The following is a 14,543-nucleotide window of genomic DNA, read 5'->3' as shown; positions in this document are numbered from 1 at the left end:
AAAACTTATATGGAGAAAAAAAATGAATAAAGGTAAAGTTTATCTTGTGGGAGCAGGACCCGGAGATGCTGGATTGATTACCCTGAAAGGTATCAGGGCAATTCAGCAGGCAGATTGCATTGTTTATGATTTTCATATAAATCCAAGACTTTTAACCTATGCAAGGAAAGATGCTGAATTCATCTATGCTGGAAAAAGAGGAGGACACCATGAGATGACTCAGGATGAGATAAATACAGTTTTAGTAGAAAAGGCAAAGGAAGGCAAAACTGTATGTAGACTCAAAGGTGGTGATCCCTTTGTATTTGGTAGAGGGGGTGAAGAGGTAGAAGTTCTTGTAGAGAAGGGAATTGATTTTGAGATAGTCCCTGGAATAAGCTCAGTTATTGCAGTTCCAGCCTATGCGGGCATTCCTGTTACACATCGCAGAGTGGCTTCAGCCTTTACAGTTATCACAGGTAATGAAGATCTTTCAAAACAGCAGAGGATTTTTACACACATAAGGGCATCAAATCAAGCTGAAACCATGATTTTTCTCATGTGCGTTAAGAATCTTGATACAATTACAAATAAATTAATTGATGAAGGATTGTCTCCACAGACACCTTCAGCTATTATTCGCTGGGGGACAAGACCTGAGCAAAAGGTGATTACTGGAACAATATCAGAGATTGCATTACTTGCAAAGGAGCATAAAATTTCACCTCCTGCAATTCTTGTTATTGGTGATGTTGTAAGGCTCAGGGAAAAACTTAAATGGTATGAAAAAAAGCCCCTTCATGGGCATAGAGTTCTTATTACAAGGCAGCTGACTGAGGAGTATTTAAAACTGGAAGACTTAGGAGCAGAACTTTTTGTATTTCCTACCATTGATTTTTTGCCTCCCGAGGATTTTACAGAGCTTGACATAGCAATAAAAGCAGTAGAGAATTACAACTTTATAGTGTTTCCATCGCCAAGGGCAGTTAAATTTTTCTTTGAAAGATTTTTAACTATTGGCAGGGATATGAGAGATTTAAAGGGAGTTTCAATCTGTGCAATTGGCAGGGAAACTGCAAAGAGCTTAAGAAGTTATGGAATAAATGCTGACATAGTTCCTGATGAGTATAATTCAGAAGCTCTGGCAAAAATTTTTAAGGAGAGAATCTTAAGCCTTAGCTGGTCTTCACGAGTCCCCAAAAACTCTACGAGTTTTTGGGGTGCCTCTTCAGCCTTCCGAATTCTCTATCCCCGCTCTAATATTGCTCTTAAAGGCTTTGTTGAAGAGATGCAATCTCTTGGAATAAAAGTGGATTCACCAATTACATACAGAACAGTAAAACCAACGGAACATGGAAAAAGGCTTGTAAAGTTTTTAAGAGAAGGCAGAATAACAATTGCAACATTTACATCTCCTTCAAGCTTTCTTAATTTGATTGATATTCTTAAAGATGATGCAAAGGATATGCTTAAAGATGTAGCAATTGCAGCAATTGGAAAAACAACTGCCAGAGCAATTGAAGATGCTGGCTACAGAGTCAGTATAATGCCTGAAAAATCAACAATAAAAGAGATGGTGGAGGCAATCATTAAATGGGTAAAGCAGAAGTAGTTATAGTTGGTGGTGGCATTTCAGGATTAAGCCTTGCATACTTTTTACTGAAGAGAAAGCCTGAACTTGATATAAAACTTATTGAGGCAGATAAAAGAGCAGGTGGAAAAATAGTTACTGAAAATATATCAGGATTCCTGTGCGAAGGTGGAGTTAATGGGTTTCTTAGCAACAAGCCTTCAACAATTGCTCTTGCAAAGGAATTAGGCATTGAGCCATTAAAGGGAAGCGAGGAATCAAAACTCAGATACATTCTGATAAATGGCAGGCTTATGAGAGTTCCTGATAATCCTGTTAAGTTTTTTCTGTCTCCGATTCTTTCCTTTTCAGGAAAATTAAGAATGATAGGAGAATACTTTATCCCTACACTTAAAGAAGAAGTGGATGAAACAGTTGAAAGCTTTGTATCAAGACGGGTGGGAAGAGAGTTTTACGAAAAACTAATTGATGCTATGTCAACGGGAATATATGCTGGAGACCCTGCACGGATGAGCATGAAAAGCTGTTTTCTAAAGGTTTACTATCTTGAAAAAAAATATGGCGGACTCATAAAAGGCTTGCTTGCCTTAAAAAAAGAAAAGAAAGATGTAAAGGCACAGCCTGAAGCTGTTTTAATGTCCTTTAAAGATGGAATGTCAGATTTAATAAAAAGCCTTGAAAGCTACCTTTCATCAAGAATCATAAAGGGTAAAAAGGTTATAAACATAGCTAAAAATAACGGTTTTTACACTGTTTATTTTGAAGATGGAAAGATTGACACAGAAAAGGTTATCCTTGCCTGTCCTGCTTATGAGGCATCAGAGATATTGAAAGAGCTTGATAGGGAAGTTTCAGCTATTTTAAAAACTATTCCCTATCCACCCTTAAGCGTTGTTGCCTTTGGATTTAAAAAAGAAACAGTAGGATTTGGCACATCCCTTTATGGATTTTTAATTCCTCATAGAGAAAAAAGAAAGATTCTCGGTACACTTTTTGACTCAAGCATTTTCTCCAACAGAGCACCTGAGGGTTATGTTTTATTAAGAAGCATGATAGGAGGCAGAAGAGCACCAGAGCTTGCAATGCTTCCTGATGAAAAGCTCATTGATACAGCTTTAACTGAATTAAGGGATATTCTGCAAATCAGAGGAGAGCCTGATTTTGTAAAGATATTCCGATGGGAAAAGGCAATCCCCCAGTATGAAATGGGACATGAAGAGAAACTTATGAAAATTGAGCAAAGGCTGCAAAAATTCCCAGGACTTTATCTTACAGGTAATGCTTACAGAGGTGTTAGTGTGAATGACTGCATTGAAAACTCTTTAAAGCTTTCTGAAAGAATCAGTATATAACTTAAAAAGATGAGAGTCAGCTTTTGCTAATAGGATATTATGCTTTTTGATATTTTTTTGTTTATTCTGACAGGTCTATTTCTGAGATTTTTGCTTACAATTTCAGGTATTTCTCCTGAAAAGATTGATTCTATGCGGGATAGAATCAACTACTTTGTTTTTTACTATATCGTTCCCTTTGTTTGTTTTAAGACCACATACACAATGCCATTCAGTCTAAGTCACTTAAAGATTTCACTGGTTGCAAATCTTACAATATTAAGTTGCGTTGCTTTGTCATGGCTAATTTACAAAAAAATAGCTTCCATAAAAGATATAAAGCCTGAAGTAATAGGTTCTTTGATAATATGTTCTTCTTTTGGAAATGTTCTTTATATTGGATTGCCAATTTTGACAAAGCTTTATGGAGCAGAAGGTATGAGCTATGCCTTTACCTATGATTTTTTAGCAAGCACTCCACTTACATGGACAGTTGCTGTTGCAGTATGCATGAAGTATGGAAAAGCAAAAAGTTTTAAGCTGAAAGACTCTTTCTTAACAATTCTTAAGATTCCACCTATCTGGGGATTAATAGCAGGAATTATTTTAAGAAAATCTGGCATTATTCTACCCTTTGAAATGATAAATATTCTTAAATTAATCTCAGTTTATGTAACTTCTTTTATGCTTGTAATTGTAGGTATTTCCGTAAAAGCTGTGGCACCTGAAAGAATTTTTATTATTATGCCAGCAATACTAATAAAAATCCTATTGTCTCCTGTTTTAGCATTTATCTTTGGTAGTTTTACAGGGTTATCTGGTATTCCTCTCAATGTATGCATAATTGAGGCAGCCATGCCTTCAATGTTGCTAAGCATGATTTTTGCTGCAGCATTCGGAGTTGACATTAGAACCGCTATTGAGATGATTTTTCTTACGACCTTTCTTTGTTTGTTTCTGGTTAGTGTTTTTGTAGGATTGTTTTAATTTTTTTCTGTTTATTCTATAATTAACAGATAGGAAAAAATGTTTTTACAGAATATTGTAAATAAATTGCTATCTCTTATTGAAAAATATCACCCCTTTAACTTTAGATATTTCAAATTGCTCGTAACTATAGTTATGATAATTCTTCTTGGAATGGTTCTGTTTCTTGGGGTGCTATCTACAAAAAAAATTACAGAAATTGTCAAAGAGGATTTTAATCAGCAACAGCTCATGCTTGCAAAGCATGCAGCAAGCCAGATAGAAAACTCAACTGATTTACTTAAGAGAGAAATAATTCTTCTTAGTCTGTCCCCAGCAATTCAGTATTCAGAAAAGCCAGCACTGATAAACAGAATGAATATTACCTTTGCAAGCGTAAAATATGAAGGAGTCAGAGAGATTAAATTAATTGAAGCTAAAACTCAGAAGGTATATAGAATTATTGAAGGAGAAAAATGTTTGATAGAATCAATTAATCAGGATGAAAAAAATTTTTTAAAGTGGGCATCTGAAGAAAAAAACAAAGGTGAAATATTTTTTAGTGAAATAACTGCCTGTCCAGATGAGGAAAATTCAAAAACCCTTATAATGAAAATGGTTATTCCTGTATGGCAGATATCAATAGATGAATCACATCCTGTTCCAACCAATAAGTTTTCAGGTGCTATTGTTTTTACTGTTGATGTTACCCATCTTGTAAGCAAGGTTACAAAAAAAATAAGGTCAGGGAAGACAGGATATGCATGGGTTATAGATAATAGAGGTATATTCCTTTATCATGAAGAACAAGGTTTTATAGGACAGAATGCCTTTGAAGCAAGAAAAGGTAAAAAGCCCACCATATCATTCGCAAGAATTAATGAAATTCAGAGAGAAAAGATGCTAAAGGGAGAAGAAGGAACAAGTTGGTACATTTCAGGATGGCATAGAGGTATAGAAGGGGAGATCAAAAAACTCATTGCCTTTGCACCCATAAAATTAAAAACTTCTCATAATTCTATAATGTGGTCCGTTGCAGTTGTTGCTCCCATAAGTGAAGTTGAGGGAGTAATTCATACTGTTCATGTTCAGCAGATGGTTCTTCAGGCTATAATTATAGTGATTATTTTGCTGGGTGGATTATTTATAAACTTTATTCTTGTAACATGGTCAAATGTTCTTGAAAAGGAAGTTACAAAAAAGACTCTTGAACTGAAAAAGTCAGAAGAAAGATATAAATCTTTAATAGAAAACGCAGAGGATATTATTTTTACTGTTGATACTGAAGGTAGGATAAGCTCAATAAACAAACACGGGACGCGCTTTTTTAAGAAAGATGAAAATGAAATTTTAGGTTATAGTATTACAGATATTTTTGTGCCAGACGGATTAATTCTCGTGATGAATATAAAGCATATATTGAAAACCGGAGAAAGCAGACAGATTACCCATAGAGTCACTCTGGATAACAGGGATTTCTGGTTTAACACAAACCTCAGGGGTTTAAGAGATGAAAAAGGCAATATTTATAATATTCTTGGAATAGCAAGGGATATAACTGATAGAAAAAAGATGGAAGAACAGAGTTACTATACTGAGAAACTTGCTTCAATGGGGACTCTTGCAGCAGGAGTTGCTCATGAGATAAACAATCCCCTTGCAATAATTCTCGGATTTACAGACATGTTACTTGAAAAAACCAGTCCTGAATCTCAGGAGTTTGATATTTTAAAGACAATTGAAAAGCAGGCAACAAATGCCAAGAGAATTGTAGAGAATCTTCTCAGTTTTGTAAGACATAAGGAACATAAAGAGCAACTTGTAAACATTAATGAGTGTATTGAAACAGTTCTTGATGTTATGAACAATACTATTGCAATCAATAATATAGAAGTGAAAAAGAGTTTACAGGAACACCTACCTCTTATAAAAGGAGATCCAGGAGAGTTACAGCAGGTTTTGTTTAATATAATTAACAATGCTATTTATGTTATGAAAGGTGGAGGAGTATTGATCATTACCACAAAATATGATGGAGAATGGGTTGAAGTTTGCATTTCTGATACAGGTTGTGGAATTCCAAAAGAGCACAGGCAGAGAATTTTTGATCCTTTCTTTACAACAAAAGAAGTTGGAAAAGGCACAGGATTGGGTTTATGGGTTTCCTATAACATTGTTAAAAAGCATAATGGTATAATTACATTCAATACTAAAACAAAGGAAGAAGCAGAGCAGACAGGAACAACATTTATAATAAAATTGCCTGGAACAAAGGAGTAAAAAAGGAGGTAAAGTTATGCCAGAGAAGATTTTAATAGTTGACGATGAACCAGACATGCTTAAACTGCTTTCAATGATTTTAAAGGAAAAAACACCATATGAAGTTACAACAACAAATAATCCAGTAGAAGCAGTAGAATTGGTAAAAACAGGAGGATTTGACCTTGTTATAACAGATCTTAAAATGCCAGGACTTGACGGGCTTCAATTACTTGAAGAAGTTAAAAGGCGTGATGAGGATATACCTGTAATAATAATTACAGCATACGGAACAATTGATGCTGCTACTGAGGCAATTGAAAAGGGTGGATTTGATTTTATAACAAAGCCATTTAAGAAAGAACAAATTCTTTTTACCATTGAGAAAGCTCTTAAGTGGTTAAGAGTTCAAAGAGAAAACAGAATGTTAAGAGAAAAACTTAAGATAGAAAACTGATATCTTTTATATGTTTTTTAATAAACTCTTCGGTATACATTTGAGCAACCATGTCATTGAATAATACCATATCAAGCTGTTTTGTATAAGCTGTTAGTTTTCCAAGAATTTCAAGCTTTTTTTCTATTGTTGGAATATCATATTTTGTTAATATGGCATCTATAATATCTTCCTTTGTTATAACCCTGAAGCCCATTTTTTTCAGTATTTCAACAATAAGTTTTACTCTTCTTAGTCTTCTGTCAAGTGCAGCTCCACCACCTTTGAAGAAAAATTTGATGTAGTTATCATTTATGTTTTCTCCTGTATAGGCTTCAATCATTGAGAGATGATAACCAAGACGAATGCTAAAGTTCATATAGTTTTTTGTTACAATACAGAAGCTTTTTTTACCTGTTTCTTTCAGTTCATCTTCAGGAATGGAAACTGTATGAGCAACCATCTCAAGAAATCCTTTTGCATCAACAGGAGGAGGACTGGGCCACTGCATTGATTGCATTCCTCTCAGGAGGGCTTTTAGAGGTATTGAATATATATCTTCAGGAGTAGCTTTTTTTATGCCCTCCTTTAAACCTTCTTCAATGTCAAGCACTAAAACACCAATTGGAACGCCTGCTAATAAAGGAACAGCATGGATTTCACTTTCATCATATTTGTTCCACATTGTAAACATTTCATGCATAACTATTTCATGACAGAATCTTGTAATATCATGATAAGTTTTACAACTTTCAGGTTTAAAGTCTTCTGAATCAGGCTCAATAAGATAAAGGGGGACAATGAATTTTAAAACCTTCTCAAGTGTTTTAAATATAGGAGTTTCTTTAAAAGTTTCTTCTGTCTTTTTATAAGCCTCAATCAATTCTTCAACTTTGCCCTCATATATAACACAGTTAATTGCATCAACTGTTATTTCCTGTCCATGTTTTATTTTTTTAGTTGCAATTTCTGTATTAAGAAGTGTTGGAACACGATATTCTCTTGAAAGAGAAGCCATATGACCTGTTGGACTTCCCACATCAGTAACAATTGCTGATGCTTTATTCATGATGACTACATATTTTGGATTAGTATGTCTGGCAACAAGAACATATCCTTCTGGAAAGTCTTTTAACTCTTCGTCAGATTTTAAAATAAAGGCTTTTCCGTATCCCACACCTTTACACGCAGTAAAGCCTTTATCAATTAGAATATTGTGTCCTTTAATTCTTGTTGGAAGGAGTAGTTTAGTTTCTGCCTTTTTTTCTATAATTCTCAATGCCCTTGCCTGAAGGATAAAGATATTTCCATCTTCATCCAATGCCCATTCAATATCCTGTGGGTATCCATAATATTCTTCAATTTTTAAAGCTATTTTTGATAATGCAATGATCTGTTCATCACTTAAAGAAAATAAGGCAGGAGTATCAGGAAGAGAAATTTCTTCAATATCTCCTTCCTCCTTACATATGAGCATCTTGTTTTGTTTCCCGGGGATTTTCTCTAAGATTGAAATTTCAGGTTTTCTGCTAACTATGTATGTTTCAGCAGTGACAGTACCATCAACTACTAATTTACCAAGACCTTTAACTGCATTTATTATTATGTGTTCACTTTCAGGATTATTTGGATTTTTAGAATACATTACTCCACCTGCTTTTGCATTTACCATTGAAAGAACTCCCACAGCCATTACCATATCAGTTTCAGAAAAGCCTTTTGTTTTGTAGTAAAAAACTGCTCTTGTGTTAAAAAGACTTGCAATTACCTTTTTATAGTTGTAAACAATTAAATCTTCAGGAACATTAAGAAAGGATGAGTACTGACCTGCAAAACTAAATTCAGAGTCTTCATGAATTGCACTGCTTCTTACTGAAACTTTACATTTACTGTTAGTTTTTTTGCAAAGTTCATTATAAGCTGATTTTATTGAGTCTGCTATTTCATCAGGAACTTCAGTATTAATTATTAATTCCTGAATTTTTCTGCATCCTTCATTAAGCCCTTCAAAATTGTTTATATCAATCTTTTTTAACATTTCAGATATCTTTTCTTTTAGCCCTGTTTTCTCAATAAACTTTACAAATGTATAGGAAGTAATAGCAAAGCCTTCAGGTGTTGGAATCTGAAGGGTGTTTTTTAACTCTGCCAGATGGGCAATTTTGCCACCAGCAATATTTACTGAGTCTTTGTTGAGAGATTCAAGAGAAACTGTAAATTCAGTTACAGGTATTTGTACCTTTAAAGTAAGGGTTCTTTCAATTTCTTCTTTAATTTTTTTATAAACTTCTTGCAATTTTGAGTACTTATTGTCAGCAAGAGCATTTAAGTTTTTAATTATTTCATAAACACCATCAGATATAGCAGTAACGCTTGTTTTTATGTATTGTATATCAAAGAGATACTCTCCTGAAAGTTTTTCCTCAAGGTCAGCCATTATGCTCAGGACATGATTATTTTCATTGAGTACCTTCTGAAAATATGAATATTTCTCTTTTAAAAGTGCTTTCAGTTTCTCTTTCTCCTCAATTTTTTTAGATTTTGATTTAAAAAAACCAAAAAAATCCATCATTTTTAATTATAAACGATTTTAATTGCTTTATAACATAATTTTTTTTGACAAAAAATTTTCTCTTCAGTATGATAAATAAAATTACAATGTTACATTATAACAATATAATAATGTTATTACAATATAACAAGGAGTAAAAATGGTAGAGTTAATAAGCAGGGATGAGCATGAAAAGCTTTATTTACAGTTATTTGATATTCTTAAGAAAAAAATTGAAAACAAAGAATGGGCTGCTGGTATGCAGATTCCCACTGAGGAGCAACTCTGTAAGATGTTCAATGTAAGTAGGGCAACTGTAAGAAATGCTATTCTTGAACTTGTAAGGCAGGGCTATCTTACAAGGCAGCAGGGTAAAGGCACTTTTGTAAGCAGTAGTTATATTTCTGAAGGCTTGATAATGACCACAGTGTTTAAGAAACTCTGGGTTGAGGATGACTCAGTTTATAGAAAGGAAGTTCTTGCAAAAACAGTAATGATGCCTGTTGGTGATTTAAGTAAAGAGCTCAATATTCCTGAAAACAGGCATGTGATTTATGTAAAAGTTTTATGGCTTGTTCAGAATGAGCCTTCAATTTTGCAGGAGTCTTTCATTCCCTTTAATATCTGTCCGCATTTGCTTGAAGAGGACATTGAAAATCAGTCAATAATTGACCTTTTTGAGAAAAAATACAGCATAAAAACCACAAAGGTGAATAATTACTTTGAATTAACCTTTTTAAATAAAGAGCTGGCACAGTCCTTTGGAATATCTGAAAACTCTCCTGCTATTTTTATGACTCAGAGGGTTTTCTCTGGAGATACAGTTATTCTGCTTAATAGATTTTATAAAAAGAATGATGACAATAAATTATTCATTGCTTTTCAGAGAAAAGCATTATAAACACTCAGGAGGTGGGGGTATGTCAGATGGAAAGTTAGTTAAGGATGTAATGATGGGAATATTTGAGTATCCTCATATTCCCTACTGGTTCAGCATTGAACAGGCAATCAAGGTTGTAAAAGCTTCTTTTATTCAGCCTGAAAAACACATGGATCCGCTTGCAGTGCTTGTATTTGATGAGAAGTATAATCTTCTTGGAACAGTAACTTTAAAGGACATTTTAAGAGGGCTTGAACCAACATTTTTAAAGCCACCAGCAAAAGCACAGGTTTTAGAGGAAGAAAAGACAGGACTTGCAATTGTATGGGATAGTCTTTTCAGTCAGGAATCAAAAAAACTTGCCCAGAAACCTGTAAGCGAGATAATGGTTCCTGCAAAGCATTTTGTTGATCCCGGTGATCCTGTTACTAAGGCTGCTTATCTGATGATTCATTTTGACCTTCCAGTGCTACCTGTTATTGAGGACAAAAAGAAGTTTGTTGGAATTGTAAGAATGGTTGAAGTATTTGATGCGATTTCAGAAGAAATTATCAAGGAATAGGAGGAAGAGATGGCTGAGAAAAAAAGACCAGAAGGTTTACCAGAACCACCAGCAGAAATTTATGTGGCAAAGGAAAAAAGAAAGATTCCATGGAAGAGAATATTTTTTATTCTTTTAGGACTTGCCTTTTTCTTTGTAATCTATTTCTCACCAGCCTGGCCAGATGCTGTTGATCCAGCTGGAAAACATTTTCCTCTTTCAAAGGAAGCAAAGGGAGCGATAGCTCTGTTCATGATGGCAGGTATTTGGTGGGTTTTTGAGGTTGTGCCAATAGGTGTTACAAGTATTGCCATAGGTGTCTTTCAGGCAATCTTTTCAATCCGTTCAGCAAAGGATGCTTTTCGTGATTTTATGGATCCCTCTGTTATGTTCATATTTGGTTCTGTTGTTGTAGGGCTTGCTTTTACAAAAACAGGACTTACAAAGAGACTTGCCTACAACATGCTTCAGGTTGTTGGTGAAAGGACAAGCATGATTGTTCTTGGTGCACTGGTTGTTACTGCAGGACTGGCTCACTTAATGGCACATACAGCAGCAGCTGCAACAGTTTTCCCAATTCTTCTTGCCATAAATGCTCTTTATGGAGAAGAAGATAAACCAACAAAGTTCGGTAAATCACTTTTTATAGGCATGGCTTATGCTGCAGGTGCAGGAAGTATTGTTACATTCCTTGGTGCAGCCCGAGGTCCGGCAGCAGCTGGTATGTTCAAGGAGTTTACAGGTAGAGATATCGGATTTTTTGAGCTCACGAAATATATGTTTTTACTTGGCTGGATAATGGTATTTTTAATCTGGGTTTATTTAATGATTTTCCTTAAGCCTGAAAAAAGCGTTATTCATGGTTTAAGGGATAAAGTAAAAACAATGATGAAAGAACTGGGACCTATGACAGGGCAGGAAAAATTTGTAATAATCTGTGTTCTTGCTGTTATTTGTGTTATGTCCCTACAGTCCTTTGTTCCTGCTCTTAAACCACTTGACCGTTCAGCAATAATGCTCTGTTCAACTCTCCTTTTCTTCCTTACAGGAGTTCTTACAATAAAAGAGCTTGAAGAGATTCCATGGAATATAATCCTCCTTTTCAGTGGTGCAATGAGCATAGGTTTCTGTCTCTGGAAAACAGGTGCGGCTCAATGGCTTGCAGTAAACTGGCTTGTTATGTTTCAGCAGGCACCGTGGATCATATTTGTTCTTGCAATAGCAACCTTTGTTCTAATAATGACAAACTTCATAATGAATGTTGCTGCAATTGCTATTTCACTTCCTGTCTCTCTGGTTATTGCTCAGTATCTCGGTGTAGCTCCAGATGTAATCCTTTATTCCTCCCTTGTTACAGCAGGAATGCCTTTCCTTCTCCTGATTGGTGCAGCTCCTAATGCAATAGCCTATCAGTCCGGGCAGTTTACACCAGGTGAGTTTTTCAAACATGGAATCCCAATGAGCATTGTTTTGATTTTAGTGCTTGCAGTATTTCTCGTAACTGTATGGCCCCTTCTTGGAATGCCAATACTCTTAAAGTAAGGAGGAAACTATGTCTATGAAGCAAATTCTGGAGAAATTTTTTGGAAGATTTTACAAAGAGTCTGACTTTATCAAAAATTCTTGTGATGTATTAAAAGGTTTTGGATTTACCTATGATAATTCAATAGCCTCAGTTTGTGTATGTAGAGATGAGATTTCACAGACAATAACAAGTCACATAAAGAGTATGTGGGGTAATGAATTTAACTTTTCCAGTCTTGCCGGCTTGTTTACAGCCGGTAAGACTGGTATGAAAGCCTTTATAAGTCATGCACCAAAGGTTAATGGAAAAGAAAGATATGTGTTTTATGCCTTTTCCCACACTGCCATTGATGAAAATGAGAATATGGGAGTATGCAAAAGAAAGGGTCTTGAGAAATCCCATGCCTGTGGAGCACTATGTCTTTTTCTAAATGAACTTGCAGGAGGAAAGATTAACATAAGGCTTGATGAGGAAGATATTGAGGAAAATTTTCTTAAAATAAGGCTTTTAAGAGAACTTAAATATGGAGAGGTTCCAGACCTTTTAACTCTCACAAAAATCACCCTCAAAGCAATTATTGAAGACCTTGAAAACATAATTGAAAAGGTTATTGATTCTAAAAAAGCTGACTATGCAGTAATCACTGGAATTCAAGTGCACGGACCAGATGAAAACTATATTGTTCCTGATGAATCCTATGTGGTATTAAATGGTGAAAAGAAAAAACTGCAGATTTAAGGAGGACTCATGAAAAGAGTAATTTTTCTGTTTCTCTTCTGTCTTCTGCTTTTTAATGTAACTGCCTTAGCTCAAGAAGCAGAAAACCGAGGAGAAGACAAGGATATATTTTATATTTCAGGGGCAATTCTTGACTCCCATAAAGAACCTGTAAAAGAAGCTGAAATCAGGCTCTTAGTTAATGGACAGCCACATAAGATAATTACAGATCATAAAGAGAGTTATAAAACTGTTACATCCTCCCATGGAACATTTCAGCTGAACTTTCAACTTCCAAAAGGTGCAATTGATTCCGCAAAAATTCAAATAGAGATTGTAAAAAGCTCTTATAAGAGAACGACCGTAGATTTTAAAAAAGAGGATTTTGCAGTTAAAGGAAATGAGTTCTATATAAGCAAAGACATAATAATTCAGCGTTATCTTGGACCTGCTTTCTGGATTGCAACAGCTGTTTTTTTGATTGCCTATGCATTGATTTCCTTTGAGCTTCTCCACAGAACTGTAGCTGCCATGATTGGTGCGGCAACAATGCTTATACTTACCTATACACTTGGCACCTTTAATCCAGATTTTCATATAATCTCCTTTGAAAGGGCAATTCAGGCAATTGATATGAATGTTATCTTTCTTCTTATGGGAATGATGATTATCATTGGAGTTTTAAAACACACAGGAGTTTTTCAGTGGTGTGCTTACATGTCCTATAAAATTGCAAAAGGAAATGTAATGACTCTTGCGGTAATATCTTGCTTTTTTATTGCAATTACCTCTGCTTTTCTTGACAATGTTACAACTATGCTTCTTTACACGCCTGTTCTTATAGAGATAGCAATTGCATTGAAGATTAATCCTCTATCACTGTTAATTCCAGGAATTATGGCATCAAATGTTGGTGGAACAGCAACACTTATCGGTGATCCACCAAACATAATGATTGGCTCCTATACAGGGCTTACATTCATGCAATTTGTATATGCTCTTACTCCAGTGTGTATTATATCCATGCTTGCTCTTGTTTTCTACAACAAATTTTTTTATTCAAAGGAATACAAAAAAGGAAGGGTTGAAGATATCAATTCCTTCATAAGCTATCTAAGGGAAGAATATAAAATCACTGATAAAACACTTCTTGGTTATGGACTCTTTATAATGGCTATTGTGGTATCCTTTTTTGCAACTCATGGAATATGGCATATGGAAGTAAGTATTCCAGCACTTTTTGGTGCAGGTATTCTTTTCACATATGCAGTGGTCACAAAGAAAGTTAAAATGCTTGAATTAATTGAAAAGGACATTGAATGGACTACACTTTTATTCTTTATCTTTCTTTTCATAATCGTTGGTGCTGTTGAAGAAGTAGGACTTCTTGCTGTAATTGCAGATTGGGTTCATCAGCTTTCAGCAGGAAATCTTACCATTGCCATATGCTTGATTTTATGGGTTTCTGCAATAATGAGTGCTTTTGTTGATAATATTCCCTTTACTGCTACTATGCTTCCCATTGTTGCCTATCTTACAAAGGTTATCCCAGGAGCAGAAAGCAATGTTCTTTGGTGGGCACTTGCTCTTGGTGCATGTCTGGGTGGCAATGGAACAATGATTGGTGCTTCTGCAAATGTGGTAACAGTAGGAATTGCAGAGGCTGCAGGTTACAGAATAAGCTTTTTTGGTTTCTTTAAGTATGCCTTTTTGTATATGCTAATAAGTGTGGCAATATCTAATGTATGGCTTTTGATTTTTTACTAA

Annotated in this window: 11 protein-coding genes; 10 read left to right on the top strand and 1 reads right to left on the bottom strand. The window is 35.0% G+C overall.

Annotated elements, in window-relative coordinates:
- The first annotated feature begins 22 nt into the window (after window positions 1–22).
- Genes cobA through ACYQ3X_RS04965 form a run of 5 tightly spaced genes read left to right on the top strand, consistent with a single transcriptional unit; the run spans window position 23 to window position 6,583 of the window.
- On the top strand, window positions 23–1,591 hold the full coding sequence (gene cobA / locus ACYQ3X_RS04985; RefSeq protein WP_460180720.1) for a uroporphyrinogen-III C-methyltransferase: 1,569 nt from the start codon (window positions 23–25) through the stop codon (window positions 1,589–1,591).
- Entirely contained in the window at window positions 1,573–2,922 is a 1,350-nt protein-coding gene (hemG, locus tag ACYQ3X_RS04980; RefSeq protein ID WP_460180719.1) for a protoporphyrinogen oxidase, read from the top strand. The genes cobA and hemG overlap by 19 nt, the downstream gene beginning before the upstream one ends.
- 39 nt (window positions 2,923–2,961) lie before the next feature.
- On the top strand, window positions 2,962–3,888 hold the full coding sequence (locus ACYQ3X_RS04975; RefSeq protein ID WP_460180718.1) for an AEC family transporter: 927 nt from the start codon (window positions 2,962–2,964) through the stop codon (window positions 3,886–3,888).
- A gap of 39 nt (window positions 3,889–3,927) precedes the next feature.
- Window positions 3,928–6,147, top strand: a complete 2,220-nt coding sequence (locus ACYQ3X_RS04970; RefSeq protein ID WP_460180717.1) for an ATP-binding protein — start codon at window positions 3,928–3,930, stop codon at window positions 6,145–6,147.
- 16 nt (window positions 6,148–6,163) lie between these two features.
- Window positions 6,164–6,583 carry a sigma-54-dependent transcriptional regulator gene (locus tag ACYQ3X_RS04965; protein ID WP_460180716.1) on the top strand — a complete coding sequence of 140 codons (420 nt, stop codon included), beginning with the start codon at window positions 6,164–6,166 and terminating at the stop codon, window positions 6,581–6,583.
- On the opposite strand, the gene ACYQ3X_RS04960 is transcribed toward ACYQ3X_RS04965, so the two are convergent.
- Window positions 6,567–9,134, bottom strand: a complete 2,568-nt coding sequence (locus ACYQ3X_RS04960; protein WP_460180715.1) for a PEP/pyruvate-binding domain-containing protein — start codon at window positions 9,132–9,134, stop codon at window positions 6,567–6,569. The genes ACYQ3X_RS04965 and ACYQ3X_RS04960 overlap by 17 nt on opposite strands.
- Window positions 9,135–9,273: 139 nt before the next feature.
- Here ACYQ3X_RS04960 and ACYQ3X_RS04955 point away from each other — a divergent pair, with 139 nt between their 5' ends.
- From ACYQ3X_RS04955 to ACYQ3X_RS04935, 5 genes are read left to right on the top strand one after another with little or no spacing between them, the layout of a single operon-like run.
- Entirely contained in the window at window positions 9,274–10,014 is a 741-nt protein-coding gene (locus tag ACYQ3X_RS04955; protein ID WP_460180714.1) for a GntR family transcriptional regulator, read from the top strand.
- Between the two features lie 19 nt (window positions 10,015–10,033).
- Window positions 10,034–10,555 (top strand): CBS domain-containing protein, encoded by a 522-nt coding sequence (locus tag ACYQ3X_RS04950; protein WP_460180713.1) that lies wholly within the window; start codon window positions 10,034–10,036, stop codon window positions 10,553–10,555.
- 9 nt (window positions 10,556–10,564) lie between these two features.
- Window positions 10,565–12,076 carry a DASS family sodium-coupled anion symporter gene (locus ACYQ3X_RS04945; protein ID WP_460180712.1) on the top strand — a complete coding sequence of 504 codons (1,512 nt, stop codon included), beginning with the start codon at window positions 10,565–10,567 and terminating at the stop codon, window positions 12,074–12,076.
- 16 nt (window positions 12,077–12,092) lie between these two features.
- Window positions 12,093–12,797 carry a hypothetical protein gene (locus ACYQ3X_RS04940; RefSeq protein WP_460180711.1) on the top strand — a complete coding sequence of 235 codons (705 nt, stop codon included), beginning with the start codon at window positions 12,093–12,095 and terminating at the stop codon, window positions 12,795–12,797.
- A 9-nt stretch (window positions 12,798–12,806) separates the two neighbouring features.
- The gene (locus ACYQ3X_RS04935; protein ID WP_460180710.1) at window positions 12,807–14,543 is read left to right on the top strand and encodes an ArsB/NhaD family transporter; all 1,737 of its coding nucleotides are present in this window, start codon (window positions 12,807–12,809) and stop codon (window positions 14,541–14,543) included.

The sequence above is a fragment of the Thermodesulfovibrio sp. TK110 genome (assembly GCF_054658355.1).
This window is presented reverse-complemented; position numbering and strand designations above follow the sequence as displayed.

Bases quoted from the DNA above. Each gene is read 5' to 3' on its own strand.
- ACYQ3X_RS04975 (WP_460180718.1), top strand. From the start codon at position 2,962: ATGCTTTTTGATATTTTTTTGTTTATTCTGACAGGTCTATTTCTGAGA.
- hemG (WP_460180719.1), top strand. From the start codon at position 1,573: ATGGGTAAAGCAGAAGTAGTTATAGTTGGTGGTGGCATTTCAGGATTA.
- ACYQ3X_RS04955 (WP_460180714.1), top strand. From the start codon at position 9,274: ATGGTAGAGTTAATAAGCAGGGATGAGCATGAAAAGCTTTATTTACAG.
- ACYQ3X_RS04960 (WP_460180715.1), bottom strand. From the start codon at position 9,134: ATGATGGATTTTTTTGGTTTTTTTAAATCAAAATCTAAAAAAATTGAG.
- cobA (WP_460180720.1), top strand. From the start codon at position 23: ATGAATAAAGGTAAAGTTTATCTTGTGGGAGCAGGACCCGGAGATGCT.
- ACYQ3X_RS04945 (WP_460180712.1), top strand. From the start codon at position 10,565: ATGGCTGAGAAAAAAAGACCAGAAGGTTTACCAGAACCACCAGCAGAA.
- ACYQ3X_RS04965 (WP_460180716.1), top strand. From the start codon at position 6,164: ATGCCAGAGAAGATTTTAATAGTTGACGATGAACCAGACATGCTTAAA.
- ACYQ3X_RS04950 (WP_460180713.1), top strand. From the start codon at position 10,034: ATGTCAGATGGAAAGTTAGTTAAGGATGTAATGATGGGAATATTTGAG.
- ACYQ3X_RS04940 (WP_460180711.1), top strand. From the start codon at position 12,093: ATGAAGCAAATTCTGGAGAAATTTTTTGGAAGATTTTACAAAGAGTCT.
- ACYQ3X_RS04970 (WP_460180717.1), top strand. From the start codon at position 3,928: ATGTTTTTACAGAATATTGTAAATAAATTGCTATCTCTTATTGAAAAA.
- ACYQ3X_RS04935 (WP_460180710.1), top strand. From the start codon at position 12,807: ATGAAAAGAGTAATTTTTCTGTTTCTCTTCTGTCTTCTGCTTTTTAAT.